Origin of the sequence: Kitasatospora sp. NPDC058965, assembly GCF_042741245.1 — a bacterium.
Taxonomy (GTDB): Bacteria; Actinomycetota; Actinomycetes; order Streptomycetales; family Streptomycetaceae; genus Kitasatospora.
Map to the genome: position 1 here is coordinate 1 of NZ_JBHYKG010000416.1, position 6,019 is coordinate 6,019.

The 6,019-nt window shown below is 73.5% G+C and carries 3 protein-coding genes and 1 pseudogene; 3 read left to right on the forward strand and 1 reads right to left on the reverse strand.

The genetic code is table 11. The features are described from left to right. Positions 1 to 1,997, reverse strand: a 1,997-nt coding sequence (locus tag ACFW1A_RS37260) for a nitrate- and nitrite sensing domain-containing protein (protein ID WP_380417509.1), incomplete at its 3' end; no start/stop codon positions are given. A gap of 401 nt (positions 1,998 to 2,398) precedes the next feature. On the opposite strand from ACFW1A_RS37260, the gene ACFW1A_RS37265 reads away from it, so the two are divergent. From ACFW1A_RS37265 to ACFW1A_RS37275, 3 genes and pseudogenes are all read left to right on the forward strand, one after another. Then, the gene (locus tag ACFW1A_RS37265) at positions 2,399 to 4,222 is read left to right on the forward strand and encodes an AMP-dependent synthetase/ligase (RefSeq protein ID WP_380417511.1); all 1,824 of its coding nucleotides are present in this window, start codon (positions 2,399 to 2,401) and stop codon (positions 4,220 to 4,222) included. A gap of 186 nt (positions 4,223 to 4,408) precedes the next feature. After that, positions 4,409 to 5,554, forward strand: coding sequence for a polysaccharide deacetylase family protein (locus ACFW1A_RS37270; RefSeq protein WP_380417513.1), 1,146 nt, complete (start codon positions 4,409 to 4,411; stop codon positions 5,552 to 5,554). A gap of 193 nt (positions 5,555 to 5,747) precedes the next feature. Further along, positions 5,748 to 6,019: pseudogene (locus ACFW1A_RS37275) on the forward strand (chitinase); the annotation flags it as partial.

The following is a 6,019-nucleotide window of genomic DNA, read 5'->3' on the forward strand; positions in this document are numbered from 1 at the left end:
GCCACCAGCTCGCGCTGCCGGGGGGCCGGACCGCGCCCGGCGAGCGGCGCGGCGCCGGGCGCGTCCTGGGCGCCGCCGGCCACCGTCCCGGCCACCGGGCCCGGCACCTCGGCCAGCAGCTCGCGCGGGATCAGCACCACCGCGGTGGTGCCGCCGTAGGCCGAGGCGCGCAGGCTGACCCGGATCCCGTGCCGCCGGGCCAGCCGGCTGACCACGAAGAGCCCCAGCCGGTCGGTGTCGGCCAGGTCGAAGGCCTGCTCCACCTCCAGCCGCTGGTTGATCTCGGCCAGTGCCTGCTCGCTCAGCCCGAGCCCGCGGTCGTCGATCTCCAGCGCGAAGCCGTGCGCCACCACCTCGCCCTGCACCGTCACCTGGGTCTGCGGCGGCGAGAAGACCGCCGCGTTCTCGACCAGTTCGGCCACCAGGTGGGTCACGTCGGCCACCGCGCTGCCGAGCAGGCCGGTGCTGGGGAACGGCCGGACGATCACCCGGGCGTAGTCCTCCACCTCGCCGACCGCCGCGCGCACCACGTCCACCAGCCGCACCGGCTTGCGCCAGGCCCGGCCCGGCGAGCCGCCGGACAGGATGATCAGGCCCTCGGCGTGCCGGCGCATGCGGGTGGTCAGGTGGTCCAGCTTGAACAGGTCCTCCAGCTCCGTCGGGTCCTCGGTGCGCCGCTCCATGGTGTCCAGCAGGGTCAGCTGACGGTGCAGCAGCACCTGGCTGCGCCGGGCCAGGTTGACGAAGACCGCGGAGACCCCGCGGCGCAGCTCCGCCTGCTCGACCGCGGCCTGCACGGCGGTGCGCTGCACCGCGTTGAAGGCGCGGCCGACCTGGCCGATCTCGGCCGGCCCGAACTCCAGCTCCGGGGCCTCCACCGCGATGTCCACCGGCAGGCCCTCGCGCAGCCGCTGCATCACCGAGGGCAGCCGGGTGCCGGCCAGCTCGTGCGCCGAGTTGCGCAGGTTCACCAGCTCGCGCACCAGGCCGCGGCCGATCCGCAGCGAGATCACCACCGACAGCACGATCGCCACCAGGCCGACCACACCGGCGGTCAGTCCGCGCCAGAGCAGGCCCATCGCGTACGACCGGGCGCGGTCGCCGAGTTCGCCGGCCAGCTTGGTGTTCTCGGCCGCCAGGTTGTCCAGCAGCCGGTCGGTGTTGTTGTGCCAGCGCGCCTCGCTGACGCTGTGCAGCACGTCGGCCGGCTCCTCGGCGGCCTGGTACTCGCGCTCCAGGGTGCTGACCGTGCTCCACTCGTCCGAGGTCTGCAGCGCCCGGTAGTCGATCTGGTCGGCGTCGTCCAGCTCGCCGATGTAGACGGAGAACAGCGCCTGCTGGTGGTGCATCGGGTCGAGCACGGCCTGGTACTGCTGCACGCCCGGATCGTCCGCGGCGAGCACGCCCTCCATCGCCGCGTCCTCCTGGGAGAGGTAGTCGCGGGCGCGGGTCAGCTCGATCAGCATCGTGCCCTCGCGGGGCAGCTGGCCGGTCTGGCGGTTGAGGAAGGAGGCCCGGAAGGAGAACGAGGGGGCCACCACGTCGTTGTAGCGGGTCAGCGCGTACTGCCAGGACAGGCTCTCCTGGCCGACCTGCTGGCGCAGCTGGGTGAGCTGGCCGAGGGCCTTGAGCACGTCCTGCAACCGGGCCCGCTGGGTGGCGTCGAGCTTGCCGGCGTCACCGCCGAGGGCGGCCCGCTGCAGCGTCAGGACGTCCTGGTCGGTCGCGTCCTGGGTCTTCTGGTAGTCGTCCTGCACGCCCTGGGCCCGGCGCTTGGCCAGCCGGACCACCGCGGCCTCGCGCTCGTCCTGCAGGTCGCGGACCACCTGGTCGACCGGCTGGCCGTACGCCTTGTAGGTGGAGGCCAGGGTGAACTGGGTCCAGAAGTCGCTGGTGGTGACCAGGGTGGCATAGGCCCACAGGCCCACCAGCGCCACGATGGGCACCAGGAGCAGCGCGATGATCTTCGCGCGGATCGAGCTGCTGCGCAGACGCATGGAGTCCTCGGTCAGGTGTGCCCGCAACCGACCGGGCTGGGGCGCCGGGCCGGTGGATCTGCGCGAGCTTACTACTCCATTCGAGCGCAATCGACGGCTCCCGGCGATCGATCCTGATCCGTTGTCAGCATGCGCATGACCATTGGCACCCGGGGCCCGTACGGGTGTCCCGACCGTCGAGCCCGCCTGGTCCAGACCTCTCGATCCGGGCGGCGGTGCACGAACGGACTGATCGGGTCCGCACAGTCGTGACGGCGGATCCACAGATCCGGGGATCCGGTGCGGGCTTCGCGGGAGTCTGGGCAGCGCCGCAGCGATCCGCTACCGTCGCAACCGGTCGTGGCGGAGTCACACCGGGTCGACGGGCGGCCCACGGACGGTGGCACCGCGCAGGGAGGAACGTGCGCGAGCTGAGTACCCCGCCGCTGGCCCCGGTGGCGCTCGGCGGCCTGGCCGACTCCCTCTTCGGCACCGTCGAACTCACGCCCGACCTGGTCCAGTTGTCCCGGTCCGCGGACGGGCTGCAGTGGCACCCGGTGACCGCCGGGCAGTTCCGCGACGAGGTGCTGGGGCTGGCCAAGGGGCTGCTGGCGCACGGGGTGCGGTTCGGCGACCGGGTCGCGCTGATGTGCCGGACCAGGTATGAGTGGACCCTCTTCGACTACGCGCTCTGGTCGATCGGCGCCATCCCGGTGCCGATCTACCCGACCGCCGCCGCCGAGCAGGTGCGCTGGATCCTCGCCGAGACCGAGGCGGTGGCCTGCGTGGTGGAGGACGAGGACCACGCCATGACGCTCGGCAAGGTCTGCGACGCGCTGCCCCGGCTGGCCGGCATCTGGCAGCTGGACCAGGACTGCGTGCGCACGCTGACCGCGGAGGGCACCGGGGTCCCCGAGAGCCTGGTGCACCGTCAGCGCCTGGCGGTCACCGCCGACTCGATCGCCACCGTGATCTACACCTCCGGCACCACCGGGCGCCCCAAGGGCTGCCTGCTCACCCACGGCAACTTCGCCGCCGAGGCGGACAACGTGCTGGCCGGCTGGCGGTCGGTCTTCACCGCGACCGACGGCGAGCAGCCCGCCACCCTGCTCTTCCTGCCGCTGGCCCACGTCTACGGCCGGATGGTGCAGGTGGCCGCGCTGCGCGGCGGGATCCGGCTCGGGCACCTGGCCGAGCTCGGCGCCGAGGCGCTGCTGCCGGCCCTGGAGGCGTTCCGGCCGACCTTCCTGCACGCCGTCCCCTATGTCTTCGAGAAGCTCTACAGCTCGGCCCGGCTGGCGGCGCAGAAGGCCGGGCGCGGCGAGGTCTTCGAGCAGGCCGCCGAGCTGGCCGTGCGGTACGCCGAGGCGGTGGAGCGGCGGGCGCTGGGGCACGGCTCCGGCCCCGGCCCGGCGCTGCGGGTCCGTCACCTGGCCTACGACCGGCTGGTCTACCAGCGGATCCGGGCCGCGCTCGGCGGGCGGGTGCGCAGCGTGATGTGCGGCGGCTCCGCGCTCAGCCGCCGGCTCGGCCTCTTCTTCGCCGGCGCCGGGATGACCGTCTACGAGGGCTACGGGCTGACCGAGACCACCGCCGCGATCACCGCCAACCCGCCCGGCGCCCCCAAGTTCGGCACCGTCGGCAAGCCCATCCCGGGCGCCGAGGTGGCCATCGCCTCGGACGGCGAGGTCTGGGTGCGCGGCGGCGGGGTCTTCGGCGGCTACCTCAACCACCCCCGGTGCACCGCCGAGGCGCTGCGCGACGGCTGGCTGGCCACCGGCGACCTCGGCGAGCTGGACGAGGACGGCTACCTGACCATCACCGGGCGCAAGAAGGAGCTGATCGTCACCAGCAGCGGCAAGAACCTCGCGCCCGCCGCGCTGGAGGAGCGGGTGCGGGTCCATCCGCTGGTGCACCAGTGCCTGGTGGTGGGCGACAACCGGCCCTACGTCGCGGCGCTGATCACGCTGGACCCGCAGGCCCTGGAGCACTGGCAGCTCTCCCGCCGCCGGGCCCCGATCGAGGGGTGGGCGGCGCTGGCCGACGAGGAGCTGCACGCGGAGATCCAGCGGGCGGTGGCGGCGGCCAACACCGCGGTCTCCCGGGCCGAGTCGATCCGCGCCTTCCGGCTGCTGCCGGGCTCGTTCACCGTGGCCCAGGGGCTGATGACACCGTCGCTGAAGCTGCGCCGGCAGGCCATCGCGGACTGGTACGCGGAGGACATCGAGGCGCTCTACACGCCCTGACCGGCCCGCCCCGCAGCCGAGCTGACGTGGTGTCACCCGGTGCCGGGTTCACCTCCGCGTTCCTTGACGGGGAGCTTGGTCCAGTCCATTGTGTTGCCCCGGCCTGTGTGCGGCACGCCTGCGGCTCTTCCCCACCGCGACAAAACCCTCACCCCACCTGTCGCCCCCACACAATGGAGCACCGTCGTGCCTTCCTCCATGCTGCGCAGATTCGCCCCCGGCCTCCGGCTGGGCGGCGCGCCCCTGGTCGCCGCGCTCGGCGCGGCCGCCCTGCTGGGACCGCTGGTCCCCGCCGCGCACGCCGACGCCCCGCCGGTGGTCAACCTGGCCACCAACCCGGGCTTCGAGATCCCCACCCTGCCGCTGGCCGACTACGGTTCGATCCCGGGCTGGAACTGCGCCGCCGGCGAGGCCGCCGAGAGCGCCGCCGCGCCGCACGGCGGCAGCACCGCGCTCGCCGTCACCCCGGCGGACGCGGACAGCCTGGGCCAGTGCACCCAGACCGTCTCGGTGCGCCCCGGCACCACCTACCGGCTGACCGCCTGGGTCCGCGGCAGCTACGTCTACCTGGGCGCCACCGGCACCGGCCACGACGTGCCGCCCGCCTGGACCGCCACCACCGGCGGCGACTGGCAGCAGCTGACGACCAGTTTCACCACCGGCGCCGGGGTCAGCTCGGTCCAGCTCTACCTGCACGGCTGGTACGGCCAGGGCGGCTACGGCGCGGACGACGTGGAGCTGGACGGGCCGGCCCCCGATCCGGCCTGGGCCACCTGGAACGTGCCGACCAGCGACAAGGTGGTCTTCTTCACCATCGACGACGGCTGGTACCGCACCCCGGAGGCGGCGCAGTTCATCGCCGACCACCACCTGCCGATCACCGCCTTCCCGCTGCCGATGCCCTCGGGCTTCCAGCCGGACTACTTCCGCCAGGTGACCGCGGTGCCCGGCTCCTCGATCCAGGACCACACCGTCTCGCACCGCGACCTCACCACGCTCTCGCCGGCCGAGCAGCAGGCCGAGATCTGCAGCGCCCGGGACGCCGACCAGCGGCTCTACGGGACCACCCCGACCGTCTTCCGGCCGCCGTACTTCGCCTGGAACGCGGCCACCCTGCAGGCCGCGGCCAACTGCGGGATGCGCACCGTGCTGACCGCCACCGCCGACTTCACCTCGGGCGCCTCGAACGTCTACCACGGCGGTCCGCTGCAGCCGGGCGACGTGGTCATCATGCACTTCACCGACACCCTCGCCACCGACCTGCAGCGCGCCCTGGACGCGGCGCAGGCGGCCGGGCTCCAGCCGGCCGGGCTGGTCGACTACCTGCACTGAGCAGTCAGCACCCGTTCCTCAAGCCAGGGTTAAGCCGACCGGCGGACCCTTGACCCGCTTGCTGGTCTAGTCCACGTTGGTGGGCACGCAGTCCGCTCCGGCACGCTCCACCCGCCCCGCGCCCTCCCACGGCGCGCGGGGCGGTTCCCCCACGCTTCTCCGCCCCCACACTTTTCCCCGGAAGGGCACCCCCATGGAACGAGCTCTGCCCGCCACCGAGGCCCCCGAGCCCGGTCGGCACCGGCGCAAGCGTTCCGGCCTGCTGGCCGGCGTCGCCTCGCTGGCCATGCTGGCCGGCGCGGTCGCCGCCGCGGTCACCACCGGCTCCGCACAGGCCAGCACCGCCGCCACCACCGGCGCGCTGTCGCCCAACTGGTACGCGTCGGCGCCGTACCTGATGCCCGAGGACAACAACCCGCCGGACGCCGGCGCGGTGATGGACGCCACCGGCCAGAAGGCCTTCCA